Raw genomic sequence first — 18,327 nt, 5'->3', positions numbered from 1 at the left:
GTCACGGGTGGGCCCCTCCCGGCGCCGTGGGCCGGGTCAGCCGACGTTGACGGCCTTCCAGGCGGCGGCGACGCGGGCGACCTCGGGGGCGGCGGCGCCGTAGAGCTCGATGGCCGACTGGATGGTGGCGGTGCGGGCGGCGGCGTAGTTGGTGGAGGACCGCATGTGCAGGGTCAGGGCCCGGTACCAGATCCGGGTGGCCCGGTCGCGGCCGATGCCGAGGAGCTTGGAGCCGTCGTGGGTGGGGGAGTCGTAGGCGACCCCGTTGATCTCCTTGGGGCCGCTGCCCTCGGCGAGGAGGTAGTAGAAGTGGCGGGCGGGGCCGGAGGCGGCGTGCGGGTCGAGGCTGCCGATGTCCGCGGACCAGTAGTCACGGGAGACGCCGTCGGCGCTGGGGCGGTCCATGCGGCGGGGCGGGCCGTCGTAGACGCGCTCGCCGAGGAGGTAGTCGCCGACGTCGGCCTTGTTCTCGGCGAAGAACTCGCCGGCGGTGGCGAGGATGTCGGCGGTGCCCTCGCCGAGGGCGCCGGGCTCTCCGGCGGCGGTGAAGTTGGCGGTGGAGCCGATCAGGCCGTGGGCGAGCTCGTGGCCGACGATGTCGAGCGAGGTCGGCGGGCGGCCGGGGGTGGTGCCGTCGCCGTACGAGACGCAGGCGCAGCTCGCGTCCCAGAAGGCGCCGCCGTAGTTGGTCCCGTAGTGGACTCGGGAGGTGGTGGCGGCCCCGTCGCCGCGTACGCCGCTTCTGTTGAAGGCGGCGCGGTAGAAGTCCCAGGTCACGGCGGTGGCGTAGTGGACGTCGACGGCGGCGGTCTGGCGGTTGGAGGGCAGGCCGGTGCCCCAGACGTTGTCGGAGTCGGTGAACAGGACGCCGGGGCCGGAGGTCTGGTTGAGGGCGTCGAGGGTGCGCTGGTCGCCGCGGGAGGGGTCGCGGAGCTGGTAGGTGGCGCCGGCGGGGGTGGTGCCGAGGGGGACGGTGCCGGAGTACTGGCCGGTGCCGGTGCCGGTGCCGGTGCCGGTGCCGGTGGCGGTGCCGGTGCCCGTACCGGTGGCGGTGGGTGCCGTGGGCGTGGTGTTCGCCGTCGCCGTGCCGGCGGTGAGGGCGAGGGCGGCGCCGAGGAGGGCGGCGGCTGCGAGGCGGGCGCGGCGGGAGGGCGTGGGGTGGGGCACGGGAACTCCTTCGCGGGTGGGGGTGGCGCGAGTGAGCGTGCCATCGGGGGGAGCCGGTCCGGCAGGCCTGCGACAGAAAACCGGGCCGGGTTGTCCGAAGACCGGGCCCGGGTGTCCGGATCCCGTCAATTCCGCGTGCGGGCGGTCGCCGGTGACCCAGGGCCTGGCGGCCCCGCCGGGGACAGGGCCTGGCGGCCCCGCCGGGGACGCTCCCGCCGCGCGGAGCCGCCGGGGTGCCGGGCCGCCGGGCCCGCCGGTATTCATAAAGGGCCGCACCGGGCGTGATGGGTTTATGTGTATTCGGATGTGCGGTAATCGTTCGACCCGAATTCGGAGCCCGTAGAATTATCGCCCGGACCGGCTCGAATGAGTGGCTTTCCCGGACCAAGGCGGAATTTTGTGGCGGCGCGCCGAACCGTCCCTGTATCCCTGGGGGCTTGCGCGTGGCGAGGGAAAGCGGGAGAAATGTTCGGGCGAAGGAAATTCCTCATGGCCGGTGCCCTGGGCAGCGCGGTCGCGCTTCCGCGGAGTGTTCTGGGAGCGCAGGCGTACGCGTCGGACGGTCACGGGGCGGCGGCCGCGGACACCGCGGTGCCGCACACCCCTCCGCTGGCGAAGTTCGTCGACCCGCTGCCCAGGCCGCTGACGGCCGTCCCGGATCCGTCCGCCTATCCGGGCGCCGACTACTACGAGATCACGATGCGGCAGGGCTCCTGGCGCTTCCACCGGGATCTCGGGCCGGCGACCGTGTGGGGCTACTGGGCCACGAACCCGCACGACCCCCGCAAGCCGATCGGCATGGGCTACCTCGGGCCGACCCTCGACGTGACGAGGGACCGCCCGACGGTCGTCAAGTACCGCAACCACCTGCCGACCACGCACCTGTTCCAGGACGTGATCGACAAGATCCACAACGGGGACCCCCAGCTCGCCCCGATCGCTCCGCCCCCCTACGAGAGCCGAGCGCCCTTCCCCCGGAACCTCAACGTGTGGAACGTCGTGCACCAGCACGGCGGTTTCACGGCACCGCAGTCCGACGGGATGCCGCTGCAGTCGTACAGCCCGGACGGTTTCCACGCCGAGTCCTACACCACCCTGGACCCGAGCCGCGTCAAGCCCAACGAGGCGATCTGCGCCTACACCAACCACGACCGTTCGTGCCTGCTCTGGTACCACGATCACGGCATGGGGATGACCAGCGTCAACGTCTACGCGGGTCTGGCCGGCCTCTATGTCGTCCGCGACCCCGCCGACGACCGGCTCGGGCTGCCGCGGGGCGAATACGAGGTCCCCATCGTCCTCCAGGACCGGACCTTCAAGGCGGACGGCTCGCTCGCCTACACCATGACCGCGCAGCAGGGCGAGGACACCCCGGTCGTCAACGGGAAGGCGTACCCCTTCCTGGCCGTCGAGCAGCGGCGCTACCGGCTGCGCGTGCTCAACGCCTCGAACGAGCGTTTCTGGCGGCTCATGTTCAGCGTGCCCAGGGACGTGCTGCCGCAGCCGACGCTGCCGTTCTGGCTGATCGGCACCGACGGCGGTTTCCGCGCTCCGCTGCAGATGCTGAACTTCCTGATCTCGCCCGCCGAGAGGTACGACCTGATCGTCGACTTCAGCCGGATGCCGGTGGGCACGAAGGTCAAACTGATGAACTACAACGCCCCGGTGCACTTCCCCGGCGGCGACGGCCCGGACATCACGGACGTCATGGAATTCCATGTCGTCAAACCGCCGTCCGGAGGTGCGGACAGGACGACGCCGCCCAGGGAACTCGCGCTGCCGGAGGTCGAAAGGATCGAGGTTAAACCCCACACCCGTAGGCGGGAATGGGTCCTCTACCAGCACAAACTCTTCAGCACCATGACGTTCAACGCGGTGCCCTTCATGGAGCCGTCCCAGGACTTCATCGAGGCGGGCTCGACCGAGATCTGGGAGTACATCAATCCCAATCACGACGCCCACCCGATGCACGTCCACCTCGTCAACTTCCAGGTGCTGAACAGGCAGCCGATCGATGCGGCGGCCTACCAGGACGACTACGAGAAGTGGATTGACGGCGGCCGCAAGCCGGAGGACCGGCCGGTGCTGGCGAACCATCTGACCGGCCCGCCCATCCCGCCGGATCCGGACGAGGCGCGGTCCGACAAGGACACGGTCAAGTCGTATCCGGAGACGGTGACCCGGATCGTCATCCGGGAGTTCACCCCGCCGACGGAGACGATCGCGGGGATTCCGGGCAGTGGCGCCGAGCTGCCGGCCACGTACGTCCACCACTGCCACATCCTCGAACACGAGGACGACGACCTGATGCGGCCGTGGACGATCGTCGGCCCCGACGGCCACCACGACGACGGCCACCACGACGACGGCCAACCCGGCGGCGGCCACCCCGACGGCCACGGTCACGGTCACGGTCGCTGACGGGGAGCCCGTCAGGAGGGGAGGAGGCGCTGCTCCTTGGCCACCGAGACCGCGCCCGCGCGGGTGTCGACGCCGAGCTTGTCGTAGATGCGGCCCAGGTGGGTTTTGACCGTCGCCTCGCTGATGAACAGGGCGCGGGCGATGTCCCGGTTGCCGAGGCCGCGGGCCAGCTGGCCCAGGATGTCCAGTTCGCGGTCCGTGAGCGTCGGGCGGGTGCCCCGCATGTGGGCCATGACCCGGCTCGCGACGGGCGCGGACAGGGTGGTGCGGCCCGCCGCCGCCGAGTGGATGGCGGCGAACAGCTCCTCGGGGCGTTCCGCCTTGAGGAGGTAGCCCGTCGCGCCCGCGCCGATGGCCCGCGTGATGTCCGCGTCCGTGTCGTACGTGGTCAGGACCAGCACGTGCGGCGGTTGCGGCAGGGCGGTGATGCGGCGGGTGGCCTCGACGCCGTCGATGCCCTCGCCCAGCTGGAGGTCCATCAGGACCACGTCCGGGCGGAGCTTGGCGGCCAGCGCGACCGCCTCCTCACCGCTGCCGGCCTCACCCAGCACCTCGATGTCCGGCTCGCTGCCCAGCAGGGCGAGCAGGCCGGCCCGGACCACCACGTGGTCGTCGCAGAGGAGGATCGTCGTCATCGGGCGGGCTCCAGGGGGATCACGGCCGAGAGGACGGTGCCCTCGCCCGGGGTGGATTCGATCGTCAGGCTTCCGCCCAGCTGGCGCACCCGGGCGCGCATCGCCGGGAGGCCGTGCCCGCGGCCGGAGGAGGCCGGACGGGCTTCGGCGAAGCCGGCGCCGTCGTCCGCGATGTCCAGGACGACCTGGTCGCCGAGGAAGCTCAGGGTCAGGGCGGCCGTACGGGCGCCCGAGTGCTCGCGGACGTTGGCCAGGGCCCCCTGGGCGATGCGCAGGAGGGCCGATTCGGCGCGGTCCGGGAGCGGCACCGGGGCGCCCTCCAGGTGGAAGCGGACCTCGATGCCCGGACCCGCGTCCAGCGCGCGCAGGGCCTCGGCCAGGCCGGTGCCGTTGTCCAGCTCGGGCGGAGCCAGGTCGTGGACGAGCCTGCGCGCCTCGGCCAGGCCGCGCGCGGTGATGTCGGTGGCGGTACGGACGTGCGCGCGGGCGGTGCCCGGGTCGCTCTCCCAGGTGCGGTCCGCCGCCTGGAGCAGCATCTGCTGGCTGGACAGGTGCTGGGCCAGGGTGTCGTGGATCTCCATCGACAGGCGCTGCCGCTCGGCCAGGGTGCCTTCGCGGCGCTCGGTGGCGGCGAGCTCCCGGCGGGTCCGGATCAGGTCGTCGATCAGCGCGCGCTGCTCCTGCGCCTGGCGTTCCATGTGGACGAAGACGGCCGTGGCGAGGGCGGCGACGGCGGGCGGGGCGACCAGGAGGTTCGGGTCGAAGGCGGTGGAGAGCCTCAGCTGGGCCGCGACGACGAAGACGGTGAGCAGGGCCACGAGGACCACGGCGGCGCGCGGGGGCAGGGTGCGCAGGGCGGTGAAGAAGAGGGGGACGGCGCACCAGGCGAAGCTCGGCGCGAGTACGACGAGCACGACCCAGGTGGCCACCACCAGCCCGAGCCACAGCCGGCGGCGCAGGGGGGTCGGGGGCGCGGTGGCGGGCAGCGTACGGGTGGCGCCGACGGCGGGCCCGAGGACGTAGAGCAGGGCCAGCGCGATGCTGAGGGCGATGACCCAGGGGGTACGGGGTTCGCCGGGGTGCCGGAGCAGGAAGCGGGCCACCGAGGCGCCGAGGAGCAGGAAGAACGCCACGTGCATGACGGTGGCCAGGCCGCGGGTGTCGTCGGAGGCGGTGGGGTGCGGCCGCGGGGGGTTGCGCACGGTGGGGCTCCTGGTGCTGGAAGGGCGGTATCCATTGTGACGTCGCCCCGGCCGGGCCGTCGGCCGGGCGAGGGCGGGTCGCCCCCGGATCCCGTGCCCCGATCGCCGGCGGGGCGGGACCTGCCGGCCGGGGCCGGACGGGTGGCGACGTAGCCGTGCGGGTGCGGGTCCGCTCGACGGGGGCCGGCCCCCGGCTCCCCGCGCCCCGATCACCGGCGGGCCGGATCTGCCGGCGGGGCCGGAAGACACCCGGCGGTGCCCGGTCCCGCCGCGCCCTGCCAGGGCAAGGGACCGGCCGGGCCGAGCCCCGCCCCCAGGAGAACCGCCCGGCCGGGGCCACCGCATCGACCGATCGGATGACCCCCGCGTCAACCGGTGCGCTCGTCGCCGCGAGCCGGTACGGGGACGGGAGCGGGGGTGGTTCCGGCGGAGGCTTGGAGCAGCCAGTCGAGCCGATGACCACCAGGAGCAGCAGCCATGAACACCCGCACCCGCGTCCTCACCGGTACCGCCCTCGCCGTCGCCCTCGGCGCCGGGACCTTCGGCGCCGTCAGCGCGAGCGCCACCCCCGCCCCCGTCCAGGCCGCGGCCAAGAAGGACGACGACCGGAACTTCACCACCTCCACCCACCTCACCGTCGACGCCGCCACCCGCGCCGCCCAGGCCGCGCTCCACGCGGCGGAGAAGGAGAACCAGAAGGTGACGGTCGCGGTGGTGGACCGCAACGGCAACACCCTCGTCACCCTGCGCGGCGACGGCGCGGGCCCGCAGTCGTACGAGTCGGCGGAGCGCAAGGCCTTCACCGCCGTGTCCTGGAACGCCCCGACCTCGGTGCTCGCGGGCCGCCTCGCGCAGACCCCGAACCTGAAGGACATCCCGGGCACCCTCTTCCTCGCCGGTGGCACCCCGGTGCAGGCCAAGGGCGCCCCGGTCGCCGGCATCGGCGTGGCCGGCGCCCCGAGCGGCGACCTGGACGAGAAGTTCGCCAAGGCCGGCGCCGACGCCCTCGGCGAGAAGTAGGGATCAGCGGCCGGGTGGCTCCGTCGGCACCCGACCGCGGCCCCGCCCCCCGTCCGGGGCACCCGCTTAGGATCGAACCCGTGGAACACCCCGCGCTCCCCGGCCGCACCGGCCTCACCCGCCTCGCCGCCCCCGCACTCGCCGCCCTCCTCTCCCTCGCCGCCCTGGCCACGGGATGTACGGGCGCCACCGTGCAGGGGCGGCCCGGCGCGTCCGGGCTGCGCGACCCGTACTTCCCCCGCGCCGGCAACGGCGGCTACCAGGTCGAGCACTACGCCCTCGACCTCGCCTACGACCCCGCCGACGGTCTGCTGCACGCCACCGCCGTCATCACCGCCCGTGCCGAACAGGGCCTCAGCTCCTTCAACCTGGACCTGAGCGGCCTCAAGGTCGAGAGCGTGGACGTCCAGGGCACCGGCGCCCGTTACAACCGGACCGGCAACGAGCTGACGGTGCGCCCGGCCAAGGACCTGAAGAAGGGCGAGGTCTTCCGTACGGAGATCGACTACGGCGGCCGCCCCAAGCCCGTCGTCGACCCGGACGGCTCCAAGGAGGGCTGGATCGCGGGCGGGGACGGCGCCGTGGCGGTCGGCGAGCCCGTGGGGTCGATGGGCTGGTTCCCCGGCAACCACCACCCCGGTGACAAGGCCACGTACGACATCACCGTCACCGTCCCGCACGGCTACGAGGCCGTGTCCAACGGCGAGCTGCGCTCCCGCAGGGAAGTGGCGGACGGGCAGACCGAGTTCGCGTGGCACAGCCCCGAGCCGATGGCGAGCTACCTCGCGACCGTCGCCATCGGACGGTTCAAGGTGACGACGGGCCGGACCCCCTCGGGCGTCCCGGTCTACGACGCGGTCGCGCCCGGCGAGGCGGCGGGCAGCGAGGCCGCGCTGGCCCGGCTGCCGCAGATCGTGGACTGGGGGACCGCGAAGTTCGGTCCCTACCCCTTCGGCAGCGTCGGCTCGATCGTGATGCCGGCGCAGACCCTCACGTACGCGCTGGAGACGCAGACGAAGCCGGTCTACTCGGGCGCTCCCGACGAGGAAACGGTCCTGCACGAGCTGGCGCACCAGTGGTTCGGGAACTCGGTGTCACCGAAGTCCTGGAAGGACATGTGGCTCAACGAGGGCTTCGCGACGTACGCGGAGTGGCTGTGGTCGGAGGAACACGGCGGGGTGAGCGCGCAGCGGCGCTTCGACGCCTTCCTGGCCGGCGACACCTCGGTCGATCCGCACGCGGACGGCGACTGGGCGGCCTTCCCGCCGGCCTCCCCGCCCGGACCGGAGCACATCTCCGACGATCCGGTGTACTACCGGGGTGCGATGGTGCTCCACCGGATCCGCCAGCAGGTCGGTGACCCGGCGTTCTTCGACCTGCTGCGCGGCTGGGCCGCCGACCACCGGCACGGGAACGCGAGCACGGCCGACTTCACGGCGTACGCGCAGCGGCGCACGGGCCACGACCTGAAGGCCGTGTGGGACGTCTGGCTCCACGGCGAGGACCGTCCCACCGCGCCCTGAGGCCCTCAGAGTTCCTTGCGCATCACCCGGCACGGGCGACCCCGTTCACGGTCCTTGGCGCGGCGCAGGACGGTGTAGCCCTGGGCCTGCCAGAAGGCGAGGCCGGCCGCGTTGTCCTCCAGTACGGCGAGCCGTACGCCCGCGCGCCCGGCGGTGCGGAAGCGGTCCTCGACCAGGCCGGCCACCGTGCGGCCGTGGCCCTCGCGGTGCGCGGTGGAGTCGATGAGGAGCAGGCCGATCCACGGGTCCGGGTCCCCGGAGGCCGGGTCGGGGTGGTGGGCGAGGGTGACGACGAGGCCGACGAGCCGGCCCGCGGAGCGGGCCAGGAACACCTCGGCGCTGTCGGTGGCGAGTTCGTCGGCGAGTGCGGTGGCGACCTGCTCGACGGTGATGCGGGCCGGGTCGGGGAAGTCGCCGCTCAGTTCGAAGAACGCGCGGTTCGTCGCGTAGAGCGCGGCGATCTCGGTGAGGACCGGGCCGGGCAGGGCGCCGTCCACGGGCACGAGCGGTTGCAGGATCACCCGTCGAACGGTAGCGAAACCCCCTGCCCCGGGCTCGGGGAAGGGGGTTTCACCGGGCCGGACGCGGATCAGACGTTGACGCCGAAGTCCTGGGCGATGCCGGTGAGGCCGGAGGCGTAGCCCTGGCCGACCGCGCGGAACTTCCACTCGGCACCGTTGCGGTAGAGCTCGCCGAAGACCATGGCGGTCTCGGTGGCGGCGTCCTCGGAGAGGTCGTAGCGGGCGATCTCGGCGCCGCCGGCCTGGTTCACGACGCGGATGTAGGCGTTGCGGACCTGGCCGAAGTTCTGGCTGCGGGACTCGGCGTCGTAGATCGAGACCGGGAAGACGATCTTGTCCACGTCGGCGGGCAGGCCGGCGAGGTTGACGTTGATGGCCTCGTCGTCGCCCGAGCCCTCACCGGTGCGGTTGTCACCGGTGTGCACGATGGTCTGGTCCGGGGTGGACTTGTTGTTGAAGAACACGAAGTGACCGTCGGAGACGACCTTGCCGGTCGCGTTGACCGCGATGGCCGAGGCGTCCAGGTCGAAGTCGACACCGGTCGTCGTACGGACGTCCCAGCCGAGGCCGACCGTGACGGCGCTGAGGCCGGGGGCCTCCTTCGTGAGCGAAACGTTGCCGCCCTTGGACAGGCTTACTGCCATTTTGACTGGTGTCCCTTCCTCGTCACATGACCGCGCTCAGTGGTCGTGGTCACGTTACTGCTGTCCTTCATAACGCAGGGAGGGGTCCGGTAGGTTCCGAACCGCCCGGGGCGCCCCGAAATCGGGGTGACGGAGGCCGCGGCGGGGGCCGATCATAGGGGCATGCCTGGTCCCTATGTCATCCGCGGTTCGGTCGTGCTCCCCGAGGCGGAGCTCGCCTGGCGCTTCTCGCGTTCCTCCGGGCCGGGCGGCCAGCACGTCAACACCTCGGACTCGCGGGTGGAGCTGCTCTTCGACGTGGCGGCGACCAAGGCGCTGCCGGACGTGTGGAAGGAACGGGCGCTGGAGCGGCTCGCGTCCCGGCTGGTGGACGGGGTGGTGACGGTACGGGCCTCCGAGCACCGATCGCAGTTCCGCAACCGGGAGATGGCCCTGGTCCGGCTGGCCTCGCTCCTGGCGGAGGCCACGGCCCCACCGCCGAAGGCGCGCCGCGCCACGAAGATCCCCCGGGGGATCAACGAGCGGCGTCTGCGGGAGAAGAAGGCCCGCGGCGAGACGAAGCGCGGCCGCACGGGCCGGGACTGGTAACCGGGCCCCGCCCCGTACTCCCGCGCCTCAATCGCCGGCGGGGCTGGATTCTGGCCGGCCGGGGCTGAAGGGCACCCCGCCCCGCCCCGCCCCGACCCCGGCCCGCCCGAAAACCGCCCGGCCAGGGCAGGGGCTACGGCGCCAAGTGCCGGTAGCGCCCCCGGAAGTACGTCAGCGGCGGTGCGTCCGGGTTCGGCAGGGCGGCGCTGAGGACGCGCCCGATGACCAGGGTGTGGTCGCCCGCCTCGACGCGGGACTCCGTGCGGCACTCCAGCGTGGCCAGCGCCCCCGACAGCAGCGGCGCCCCGCTGAGCGCCCCCCGTACCGCGGGCAGGCCCTCGAACAGCAGCCGGTCGCTGATCCGGTTCTTCATGGCGAAGCGCCCCGCCACCTGGAGCTGCCCGTCCGCGAGGACGGACACCGCCCACAGCGGCTGCTCCGTCAGCAGGTCGTCCATCCGGGACCCCTCGCGCAGGCTCACCAGCACCAGCGGCGGGTCCAGGGAGACCGACATGAACGCGGTGGCGGTCATGCCGACGTCCTCGCCGCGCGGCCCGTCGGCGGTCGAGGGGGGCTCGTGTGCGGTGATCAGGCACACGCCCGCCGCCAGCCGGGACATGGCCGCCCGGAACTCGTCGTTGCTCACCCCCTCAGGATGAGGGGTGGCGGACGGTTCGGGTCCGACCCGGGTCGGAGGGGTCGGGGCGGTCGGGGCGGTCACAAGGGTCGTCTTCGGCACGACCCGAACGCTAGTCCCGCCGCCGTGCGGCGCACATCGGGCGGTGGTCCGAGCCGCGTCCCCGCCCCCCGGCCTAGGCCTGGGCGTATCGTTTGCTCACGAAAAGGAGCGGGAGCGCTCCCACTCCCCAACGTGCCCAGAGTGCACGGTTATTCATCTCATGTGACTTGAGTCACAGAGGGCAAGATTTGTTGACCCTGTGTACCTGCCGCACAGCTCACTGTGATTCAGTGGACGGGACACCGCAACGAAACGCCGATGACAAACCTGGAGTTGCTGTCGAGGTCTCGGGGAGAGCGAGCAATGGAGACCGAGTCGGAGCCGTACGTCCGTCTTGCGACCCTGCGGCAGCTGCACCAGGTGGTGGCCGAACTCAACACGGCCCGTAGCCTGGCGGACACTCTGCAGACCGTCGTGGACGGCATCGTGCGCGGCCTCGGCTACGAGCTCGCCTGTGTCAATCTCGTACGCCCTGACGGGGATCTCGTCGTCGCCGCGTTCGCCGGCGACCCGGCCGCCGAGGCCCTGATCACCGGTCGCGTCGGCTCCCGCCCCTCCTGGGAGCGCCGTCTGGCGATGGGCGAGGACTGGGACGGGCTGCGCTTCATCCCGCACACCGAGGGCTGGGTCCTGATCGAGGACGACGTCCCCCAGTGGCACACCGACGGCCCCGATCCGCGCTTCGAGGACGAGTGGCATCCCGAGGACCGGCTGTACGCCCCGATGTATGCGACCGGAGGGGAACTTCTGGGTGTCATCTCGGTGGACAGACCGCGCAACGGGCGCCGCCCCGGCGCGTGGGGGCGCGAAGCGCTCCAGATGTACGCCTTCCAAGCGGCGATTGCGATCAGCAACGCACGGCTGCGGGCGAACATGCAGCGGGCCCTGGTCCGGCTGGAACGCGAGCAGCAGGCGCTGCGCGCCAGCGAAGAGTCGTTCCGCCAGGCCTTCGAGTACGCGCCCAGCGGCATGGCCATCGCCGAGATGGGGGGCGACCAGCACGGCCGGCTGCTGCGCACCAACGACGCCCTGTGCCGCCTGCTCGGCCGGCCCGCCTCCGTCCTGCGCCGCTACTCCTTCTCCGACCTCGTGCACCCCGAGGACATCGGCACCCTGCTGCGCACCTCCGCCGAGGGCGGCCGCGCCGAGCTGCGCCTCGGGCGGCGCGACGGCACCTACGTGTGGGTCTCGCTGCGCAACTCCGTCGTCGCGGACGCCGCCGACGGTCCCCGTTTCCTGCTCACGCACGTCGAGGACATCGAGGAGCGCAAGCGGCACGAGCTCCAGCTCGCGCACCGCGCCAGCCACGACTCCCTCACCGGCCTGCCCAACAGCGCCGAGCTGCGCTCCCGGCTCGGGGCCCGGCTGTGCCGGCGGCCCCAGTCGGTGCGGGCCACCGCCGTGGAGGCGCTCGACGCGGCCTTCGAGACGCGCCCCGAGGCGGGTGGTGCGGGGGAGCACGGGTTTCGCCCCGACGGGCACGACGGCTCCGACTACGGCTTCCCGGCCCCCGGCGTCGGTGCGGGGGCGGCCGGGGCGGGCGCCGTTCCGGGCTCCGGGGCGGCGCCGGGGACGGACCCGTTCGACTTCTCCGGCGCCTTCACGTCCCACGCGGACGGCCCGTACGACCACCACGTCCACATCGTGGCGCCCGCCACGGACGTCGACGACGGGACGAAGGGGCTCGCCGTCCTCTTCTGCGACCTCGACGGCTTCAAGTCGATCAACGACCGGTTCGGTCACCACACGGGCGACGCGGTCCTGATCGAGGTCGCCCGGCGGCTGACGACGTGCGTCAGGGACGGTGACACCGTCGCGCGGCTCGGTGGTGACGAGTTCGTCGTCCTCGCCGACGGACTGGGCGCCGCCGACGCCGCCGACCTCGCCGTACGGCTGCGCAACGCGATCATTCCGCCGATCCGGGTGGACGGCCGGGCGGTTCGCGTGGGGGCGAGTTTCGGGATCGGCTGGGCCAGCTGCGGGATGTCGGCGGACGAGGTGCTGCGCTCCGCCGACCAGCGGATGTACATCGAGAAAAGGTCCCGTTCCAAGGCACACCGGCGGGCCGGGTAACCTGATCGGCCGCTCGTGGGCGCACGTGTTCGGGGTAGGCTCCCGTGGGTCGAAAGGAGTGACCTGCGATGACGACGCCCGCGCACAACGGCCCGCACGGTGGGGCGAACCAGCCCGAGGACGACGACCCGTTCGGCTACCTCTACGCGGACGGCCAGGCCGCCGGAGCCACCCCGCCCGGTCAGGGCGGCGGATACGGCTACCCCGGCCCCGCGGTCGGTGGCCCGTCCGGCGCGCAGCCCGGCGTCCCCCGTACCTCGTACAACCAGGTGCGCACGGTCGGTGAGCGGACGTACGGCGGCCAGCGCGGCGCGGTCCCGCCGCAGCAGCAGGCCCCGGCCTACCAGGCCCAGTACCAGGCTCCCGAGGCGCTCCAGGCGGGCGGCTACGGCGTTCCGGCGCAGCAGCAGCACACCCAGCAGTCCCCCCTCCCCGGCGGCCGTGGCGGCCACGGCGGGGGCGGCGGCTCCAGCCGCAAGGGCCTGCTGATCGCCGCGGTGGCGGTGGTCGCCGCGGTGGCGATCGGCATCAGCGCGGCGCTGGTCTTCGGCAAGAAGGGCGACGACAAGAAGGGCGGCAACCAGGCGTCGTCCCAGTCCCCGAAGCCGTCGGCGCCCCAGCAGAACACCGGCGGCACCGAACCCAGCGGTTCACCGGAGCCCTCCCAGAGCCCGCTGCCGAAGGGCGAGGCCGCCGGCGCGGGGATGGCGCTCACCGGTGGTGCGGTGCTGCAGAGCGCGGTGCAGGGGTCGAAGAGTTCGGGCGGCCAGTACGTCGGCAACTTCAACACGCCGGGTGCCGCGCTGACCTGGACGGTCGAGGTCCCCGAAGCCGGTGACTACACGCTGTTCGTGAACTACGCGGTGCCCGGCAAGGACGCGAAGACGACCCTCACGGTCAACGGGCAGAGCCCGAACCAGTCCCTGAACCTGGCGAACTTCGCGAAGGCCGAGGCCGGGGCGTGGGACAAGGGGTGGACCCGCACGTTCGCGTTCATAACCCTGAAGAAGGGCTCGAACGCGATGAAGATCTCGTGCGAGGCCGGCAACCAGTGCGACGTGATCTTCGACCAGCTGAGGCTGGGCCAGGGGCACACCAAGGGCTGATGCGCGGCGACGGCGCGGGGGCGCACCCCTCGCGCCCGCCCCCTCGCGACGCGCTACTGGAGCGGCGTGACCTTCACCGACCCCCGTACCTCCTCGTAGGTGCGGGGGTCGAACTCTCCCGCCACCGGGGCGTGGACGGTGGCCGCCGAGAGGGCCACCGCGCGGGTGAGCCGGGCCGGCCAGTCCAGGCCCTCCGTGAGGGCGGAGAGCAGGCCCGCCACCGCGGAGTCGCCCGCGCCGGTGGGGTTGCCGGACAGCGGGCGGGGCGGGGCCGCCTGCCAGGTGCCGTCGGGGGTGGCGGCGAGGAGCCCTCCGGGGCCCAGGGAGGTGACCACTGCGTGGGCGCCCCGGCGGCGGGCGTCGCGGGTGGCGGGGAGCGGCTCGCGGGAGCCGGTCAGCTCCGCCAGTTCGGCGGAGTTCGGCTTGATGATCTCCGGCCGGGCGGCGACCCCGCGGCGCAGGGCCTCGCCGCTGGTGTCCAGGAGGACCGGGACGCCGGCGGTGCGGGCCGTCCGTACGAGGGTCGCGTAGGCGCCGACCGGGACGCCCGGGGGGAGGCTGCCGCACAGGGCCACCGCGCGTGCTCGGGCGGCGAGTTCGGTGTAGCGGTCCAGGAAGGCGGACCATTCCCCGGCGGTGATCTGCGGGCCGGGTTCGTTGAACTGCGTGGTGTCGCCGGTGGTTTCGTCGACGACGGCCAGGGTGCGCCGGGTGGTGCCCGAGCAGGGGACGAGGGCGTCGGTGACCCCGGGGCAGCCGGCGAGCAGTTCGCGTACGAGCGTGCCGGCCGGTCCGCCCGCGAAGCCCGTCGCCGTCACCGGGTGGCCGAGCGCGCCGAGCACCCGGGCCACGTTCAGGCCCTTGCCGCCCGGGCGTTCGGCGACACCGGTGACCCGGTGGGAGGCGTGCGGGAGCAGTCGCGGCACCCGGTGGGTGACGTCGAGTGCGGTGTTGAGCGTCACGGTGAGGATCATGGCCAGCCCCGGTCTCGGTGAATGCCGGGATCATGCCAAATACCGGGCGGCGGGCCCAGTCCCGAGGGCCCGCCGCCGTGCTCCGTACCGCCGGAAGGCCGCTCAGGACAGCGGGTTGACGATCCATTCGCCGCGCCGCATGACGCCCTTGAGGTCGAACGCGGCGTCGAGGACGACCAGGTCGGCGTACTTGCCCGGTTCCAGCGAGCCGACCTCGCCGTAGAGGCCGAGGAGCTTCGCCGGGTTGGCCGAGATCGCCTGGACCACGGATTCGACGGGCAGCCGGTCGACCGTCACCGACCGCTTGAAGGCGGTGTCCAGGGTCAGGGTGGAGCCCGCGATGGAGCCGCCCTCCACGAGGCGGGCGACGCCGTCCTTGACCTCGACCTCCAGCGGGCCGAGGTGGTAGGTGCCGTCGCCGAAGCCGGCCGCGTCCATGGCGTCGGTGATCAGCGCCACGCGGTGGGCGCCGGCGTGGCGGAAGGCCAGCTCCAGCATCGCCGGGTGCAGGTGGGTGCCGTCGTTGATCAGCTCGACGGTGACCCGTTCGTCCTCCAGCAGGGCGGCGATCGGCCCGGGGGCGCGGTGCTCCAGGCCGGGCATCGCGTTGTAGAGGTGGGTGGCGACGGTCGCGCCGGCGTCGATGGCCTGGCGGGTCTGGTCGTACGTGGAGTCCGTGTGGCCGATCGCGGCGATGACCCCGTGCTCGGCCAGCAGCCGTACGGAGTCCAGTCCGCCCGGCAGTTCGGTGGCGAGGGTGAACATCCGGGCGGTGCCGTGCGCGGCGTCGACCAGCTTGCGGACCTCGGCCGGGTCGGGGTCGCGGAGCAGGTCCGCCTTGTGCGCGCCCTTGCGGCAGGGGTTGATGAAGGGGCCCTCGAAGTGGACGCCGGCGATCTCGCCCTGCTGGGTGAGCTCAGCGAGCAGGGCGGCGCGCCGGGCCAGTTCGTCGAGGTCGCCGGTGACGGTGGAGGCGACGAGGGTGGTGGTGCCGTGCTCGCGGTGGGTGCGTACGCCCCGCAGGACCTCCTCGGGGGTGCCGGAGGTGAAGGAGGCCCCGCCGCCGCCGTGGTTGTGCATGTCCACGAAGCCGGGGACGATCCAGTGCCCGGACACGTCGACGATCCCGGCGCCCTCGGGGGCGCTGCCCGCGATGCGGTCGCGCTCGACGATGACCCGGCCTCCCGCGACGGTCCCGGTGGGCAGCACCACCCTGGCGCCGGAGAGAACGGTGCTGTGTGCGCTTCCGGACATCAGGCAGGTACCTCCGTGGCGAGTAGGTCCCAGGCGAGCAGCCCTGCGCCCAGGCATCCGGCGGTGTCCCCGAGGGCAGCCGGAACGATCTCGGGCAGCCGCTGGAACGTCACGCGCTCCTCGACGGCCGCCCGAAGTGGTGTGAACAAGGTTTCCCCCGCCTCGGCCAGCCCGCCACCGATGATCAGCGTGCTCGGGTCCAGCAGGGTGATCGCGGTGACCAGTCCGTCGGCGAGGGCGCCGATCGCGGTGAGCCAGACCTCGCGGGCGCGCGCGTCGCCGGATTCGACGGCCTTGGCGCAGTCGGCCGCGTCGGCCGCCGGGTCGCCGGAGGCGGCGGCCCAGGCGCGGGAGACGGCGGAGGCGGACGCCAGGGTCTCCAGGCAGCCGTGCTGGCCGCAGCCGCAGGCGGGACCTCCGGGACGGACCACGATGTGACCGATCTCGCCCGCGTAGCCGTGCGCGCCGGCCTCGATGCGGCCGGCGATGCCGATGGCACCGGCGATGCCGGTGCCGAGCGGGACGAACAGGAAGCGTTCGGTACCCCGGCCCGCGCCGATGCGGCCCTCGGCGAGCCCGCCGGTGCGGACGTCGTGCCCGAGGGCGACGGGGACGCCGCCCAGGTGGGCTCCGAGGAGCGCGCGCAGCGGGACGTCGCGCCAGCCGAGGTTGGCCGCGTAGACGGCGATGCCCCGTTCGGCGTCGACGATGCCGGGGACGGCCACTCCGGCGGCGGAGGCGGTCGTGCCGAAGCGTTCGAGGCCCAGGCGCAGCAGCTCGTCGGCGAAGTACAGGATCGTCTCGACGACGGCTTCGGGGCCCCGCTCGCGGCCGGTGGCGCGGCGCGCCTCGTGCAGCAGGTTGCCGTCCCGGGCGATGAGGGCGGCCTTCATCCCGGTGCCGCCCACATCGAGGGCGATGACGTGTTTCACGGGTTTCACAGGAGACAGTCTCGCGTGCTCGGGAGGGAAAGGTCTAGTCCATTGAGGGGATTGTTGAGCCGCCATACAAATTCGGGACCTTGGTCCGGATACGGTCCGGACACAGTCCGGGCGCCACGCCGTTCCGGATGTGGAGGAGCCGTCAAAGTGGTGTAGACCTTACGTCGAATCGTACGTACAAAAAGGGGTGGATCGAGAACCGTGAAGGGCCGTTACCTGAGCCTGGCCGCTACCGGGGCCGCACTGTGCCTGACGGCGACGCTGACGGGCTGTGGAACCGTGTCGGGTCTCAGCGGGGACAACGAGGTGACCCTGCGGGTCGTGGCGGCCGATTACGGCGACAATCCGCAGAACTCCTCCGCGACCTACTGGAAGGGCCTCGCCTCCTCCTTCGAGAAGGACAACCCCGGCGTGCACGTCGAGGTCAGCGTCTACTCCTGGTCGGAGGTCGACGCCAAGGTCGCCGCGATGGTCAAGGCGGGCAAGGCCCCCGACATCGCGCAGATCGGCGCCTACGCCGACTACGCCGAGGCGGGCAAGCTCTACACCGCCGACGAGCTGCTCTCCGTCAACACCGAGGCCGACTTCCTCGCACCGCTCGCCGACGCGGGCAAGGTCAAGCGGGTCCAGTACGGAATGCCCTTCGTGGCCAGCACCCGGCTGCTCTTCTACAACACCAAGCTGCTCGGCGACGCCGGAGTGATACCCAAGGACGGCTCGACCCCCTGGCAGCCCAAGAGCTGGGCGGACCTGGAGGCGGCCGCCAAGAAGCTCAAGGGCGCGGGCGTGCCCACCCCCTTCGCGCTGCCGCTGGGCCGCGAGGAGGCGCAGGCCGAGTCGATGATGTGGATGCTCGCGGGCGGCGGCGGCTACACCGACAACGAGGAGGCGTACGCGATCGACTCCCCGGAGAACGTGAAGTCCTTCGAGTTCCTGCGCGACAAGATGGTCGGGCAGGGCCTGACCGGCCCGGTCGAGCCGGGCAAGCTGGACCGCCAGGCCGCCTTCGACGCCTTCACCCGCGGCGAGGTGGGCATGCTCAACGGCCACCCCACCCTGCTCAAGCAGGCCGCGGGCAAGGGCGTGAAGTTCGGCATGGTGCCGATGCCGACCACCGACGGCGCCGACCACTCCGCGATGGGCGTCGCGGACTGGGTGATGGCCTTCAGGAACGGCCACAAGAAGGAGGCGGGGAAGTTCCTGGACCACCTGTACTCGGCGAAGAACGTGACCGCCTTCACGTCCATGTACGACCTGCTGCCCGTCACCACCAGCGGCTACCGGGCCATGGACGCGAGCACGGGCGGCTCGGCGGCCCAGCTGAAGACCTTCCTGACCGCCCTGCCGACGTCCCGCCTCTACCCGGTCGGCAAGAAGTCCTGGGCCGGGGTCAGCGAGGACATCAAGCAGAAGATCGGACAGGTCGTCCAGCCGGGCGGACAGCCCGAGAAGGTCCTGGAGGACATCGCGACGAGCGCGCGCAAGGCGGACGGCGACCACTGAGCCGGCGCCGCCCGCC

16 protein-coding genes are annotated in these 18,327 nt (G+C 72.7%); 7 read left to right on the top strand and 9 right to left on the bottom strand.

Annotation, left to right across the window (positions count from 1 at the left end; all coding sequences use genetic code 11):
• Positions 1-36 precede the first annotated feature (36 nt).
• Positions 37-1,167: a M4 family metallopeptidase gene (locus tag OG295_RS15395; RefSeq protein WP_371677404.1), complete on the bottom strand. Its 1,131-nt coding sequence runs from the start codon at positions 1,165-1,167 to the stop codon at positions 37-39.
• 489 nt (positions 1,168-1,656) lie between these two features.
• Here OG295_RS15395 and OG295_RS15390 point away from each other — a divergent pair, with 489 nt between their 5' ends.
• Positions 1,657-3,588, top strand: a complete 1,932-nt coding sequence (locus OG295_RS15390; RefSeq protein ID WP_371677403.1) for a multicopper oxidase family protein — start codon at positions 1,657-1,659, stop codon at positions 3,586-3,588.
• An 11-nt stretch (positions 3,589-3,599) separates the two neighbouring features.
• Here the strand turns inward: OG295_RS15390 and OG295_RS15385 are convergent, their stop codons facing one another.
• Together OG295_RS15385 and OG295_RS15380 are read right to left on the bottom strand one after the other, a co-directional pair.
• A complete protein-coding gene (locus tag OG295_RS15385) occupies positions 3,600-4,223 on the bottom strand; it encodes a response regulator transcription factor (RefSeq protein ID WP_030232421.1) in 624 nt (207 codons plus the stop codon).
• A complete protein-coding gene (locus OG295_RS15380) occupies positions 4,220-5,362 on the bottom strand; it encodes a sensor histidine kinase (protein WP_371681202.1) in 1,143 nt (380 codons plus the stop codon). Before OG295_RS15380 ends, OG295_RS15385 begins: the two co-directional genes overlap by 4 nt.
• A 540-nt stretch (positions 5,363-5,902) precedes the next feature.
• Between OG295_RS15380 and OG295_RS15375 the strand changes: the two genes are divergently transcribed.
• Positions 5,903-6,445 carry a heme-binding protein gene (locus OG295_RS15375; RefSeq protein ID WP_371677402.1) on the top strand — a complete coding sequence of 181 codons (543 nt, stop codon included), beginning with the start codon at positions 5,903-5,905 and terminating at the stop codon, positions 6,443-6,445.
• Between the two features lie 80 nt (positions 6,446-6,525).
• A complete protein-coding gene (locus OG295_RS15370) occupies positions 6,526-7,968 on the top strand; it encodes a M1 family metallopeptidase (RefSeq protein ID WP_371677401.1) in 1,443 nt (480 codons plus the stop codon).
• 5 nt (positions 7,969-7,973) lie between these two features.
• Here the strand turns inward: OG295_RS15370 and OG295_RS15365 are convergent, their stop codons facing one another.
• Positions 7,974-8,489 (bottom strand): GNAT family N-acetyltransferase, encoded by a 516-nt coding sequence (locus OG295_RS15365; RefSeq protein WP_371677400.1) that lies wholly within the window; start codon positions 8,487-8,489, stop codon positions 7,974-7,976.
• Between the two features lie 68 nt (positions 8,490-8,557).
• On the bottom strand, positions 8,558-9,133 hold the full coding sequence (locus OG295_RS15360; protein ID WP_371677399.1) for a TerD family protein: 576 nt from the start codon (positions 9,131-9,133) through the stop codon (positions 8,558-8,560).
• A 162-nt stretch (positions 9,134-9,295) separates the two neighbouring features.
• Between OG295_RS15360 and arfB the strand changes: the two genes are divergently transcribed.
• On the top strand, positions 9,296-9,721 hold the full coding sequence (gene arfB, locus OG295_RS15355; protein WP_356875980.1) for an alternative ribosome rescue aminoacyl-tRNA hydrolase ArfB: 426 nt from the start codon (positions 9,296-9,298) through the stop codon (positions 9,719-9,721).
• Between the two features lie 133 nt (positions 9,722-9,854).
• Here the strand turns inward: arfB and OG295_RS15350 are convergent, their stop codons facing one another.
• Positions 9,855-10,460 (bottom strand): flavin reductase family protein, encoded by a 606-nt coding sequence (locus tag OG295_RS15350; protein ID WP_371677398.1) that lies wholly within the window; start codon positions 10,458-10,460, stop codon positions 9,855-9,857.
• Positions 10,461-10,763: 303 nt separating this feature from the next.
• On the opposite strand from OG295_RS15350, the gene cdgB reads away from it, so the two are divergent.
• Both cdgB and OG295_RS15340 read left to right on the top strand, forming a co-directional pair.
• Positions 10,764-12,533 carry a diguanylate cyclase CdgB gene (gene cdgB, locus OG295_RS15345; RefSeq protein WP_371677397.1) on the top strand — a complete coding sequence of 590 codons (1,770 nt, stop codon included), beginning with the start codon at positions 10,764-10,766 and terminating at the stop codon, positions 12,531-12,533.
• A gap of 68 nt (positions 12,534-12,601) precedes the next feature.
• Entirely contained in the window at positions 12,602-13,639 is a 1,038-nt protein-coding gene (locus OG295_RS15340) for a CBM35 domain-containing protein (RefSeq protein ID WP_371677396.1), read from the top strand.
• Positions 13,640-13,692: 53 nt separating this feature from the next.
• Here the strand turns inward: OG295_RS15340 and OG295_RS15335 are convergent, their stop codons facing one another.
• The 3 genes from OG295_RS15335 to OG295_RS15325 form a co-directional block, all read right to left on the bottom strand.
• Complete coding sequence (locus OG295_RS15335; RefSeq protein WP_371677395.1) at positions 13,693-14,613, bottom strand: 1-phosphofructokinase family hexose kinase; 921 nt, start codon at positions 14,611-14,613, stop codon at positions 13,693-13,695.
• A gap of 102 nt (positions 14,614-14,715) precedes the next feature.
• Entirely contained in the window at positions 14,716-15,867 is a 1,152-nt protein-coding gene (gene nagA / locus OG295_RS15330) for an N-acetylglucosamine-6-phosphate deacetylase (protein WP_371677394.1), read from the bottom strand.
• Complete coding sequence (locus OG295_RS15325; protein WP_371681201.1) at positions 15,867-16,799, bottom strand: ROK family protein; 933 nt, start codon at positions 16,797-16,799, stop codon at positions 15,867-15,869. The genes nagA and OG295_RS15325 overlap by 1 nt, the downstream gene beginning before the upstream one ends.
• A gap of 210 nt (positions 16,800-17,009) precedes the next feature.
• Between OG295_RS15325 and OG295_RS15320 the strand changes: the two genes are divergently transcribed.
• Complete coding sequence (locus tag OG295_RS15320) at positions 17,010-18,311, top strand: extracellular solute-binding protein (RefSeq protein WP_371677393.1); 1,302 nt, start codon at positions 17,010-17,012, stop codon at positions 18,309-18,311.
• Positions 18,312-18,327: the final 16 nt, after the last annotated feature.

It is taken from the genome of Streptomyces sp. NBC_01276 (assembly GCF_041435355.1).
GTDB lineage: Bacteria > Actinomycetota > Actinomycetes > Streptomycetales > Streptomycetaceae > Streptomyces.
Note: the sequence above shows the minus strand (reverse complement) of the source record. Positions and strands in the feature narration are given on the sequence as shown.

Bases quoted from the DNA above. Each gene is read 5' to 3' on its own strand.
- OG295_RS15390 (WP_371677403.1), top strand. From the start codon at position 1,657: ATGGCCGGTGCCCTGGGCAGCGCGGTCGCGCTTCCGCGGAGTGTTCTG.
- OG295_RS15385 (WP_030232421.1), bottom strand. From the start codon at position 4,223: ATGACGACGATCCTCCTCTGCGACGACCACGTGGTGGTCCGGGCCGGC.
- OG295_RS15380 (WP_371681202.1), bottom strand. From the start codon at position 5,362: ATGCACGTGGCGTTCTTCCTGCTCCTCGGCGCCTCGGTGGCCCGCTTC.
- OG295_RS15375 (WP_371677402.1), top strand. From the start codon at position 5,903: ATGAACACCCGCACCCGCGTCCTCACCGGTACCGCCCTCGCCGTCGCC.
- OG295_RS15360 (WP_371677399.1), bottom strand. From the start codon at position 9,133: ATGGCAGTAAGCCTGTCCAAGGGCGGCAACGTTTCGCTCACGAAGGAG.
- arfB (WP_356875980.1), top strand. From the start codon at position 9,296: ATGCCTGGTCCCTATGTCATCCGCGGTTCGGTCGTGCTCCCCGAGGCG.
- cdgB (WP_371677397.1), top strand. From the start codon at position 10,764: ATGGAGACCGAGTCGGAGCCGTACGTCCGTCTTGCGACCCTGCGGCAG.
- OG295_RS15340 (WP_371677396.1), top strand. From the start codon at position 12,602: ATGACGACGCCCGCGCACAACGGCCCGCACGGTGGGGCGAACCAGCCC.
- OG295_RS15335 (WP_371677395.1), bottom strand. From the start codon at position 14,613: ATGATCCTCACCGTGACGCTCAACACCGCACTCGACGTCACCCACCGG.
- nagA (WP_371677394.1), bottom strand. From the start codon at position 15,867: ATGTCCGGAAGCGCACACAGCACCGTTCTCTCCGGCGCCAGGGTGGTG.